Genomic DNA, 497 nt, shown 5'->3' with positions numbered 1-497 from the left:
ATGATGGTCTCCTATCGGTAACTCCAAACTTTTTTGCAAAAAAGTTTGACAAAAAACTTCCCAACATAAATTATTTCATACTCAAAAACACTTCATTCACTAAAAAATCACAAACTCACTTCGCTCAAACAGTGATTTTTCTTTACGCTCATTCTCATATTTTTTTCGTTGAAATAATTTGAATGTTGGGATTTTTATTATAATTTTAATTACAAATATTTACAAATCCATTTACTTTTTCTATTCTTTGACCTATCAACCTTAATTCAGTAATATTATCATTATAAATAATACCATAACTTAAACCATTTCTTATTTTTTTCTTTGCACAAGTACTACTTTTTTCATTTGTAAATATTATTTGTAATCCATAACCTGTTTCTTGATCTATTAAATTCCCCAATTTTTCATTTATTTTAGTATTTTCAGGTATAATTAATGTTGCTTCTTCAAATTGAACTTTTTTGTTTATTGGTCTTTTTGCAACGTCTTTTATT

At 24.7% G+C, this 497-nt stretch carries 1 pseudogene; it reads right to left on the bottom strand.

What is annotated here, in order from left to right:
- Positions 1-205: 205 nt before the first annotated feature.
- A pseudogene (locus tag EII29_RS11595) lies at positions 206-497 on the bottom strand (hypothetical protein); the annotation flags it as partial.

Source organism: Leptotrichia sp. OH3620_COT-345 (genome assembly GCF_003932895.1).
Classification (GTDB): Bacteria; Fusobacteriota; Fusobacteriia; order Fusobacteriales; family Leptotrichiaceae; genus Pseudoleptotrichia.
Note: the sequence above shows the minus strand (reverse complement) of the source record. Positions and strands in the feature narration are given on the sequence as shown.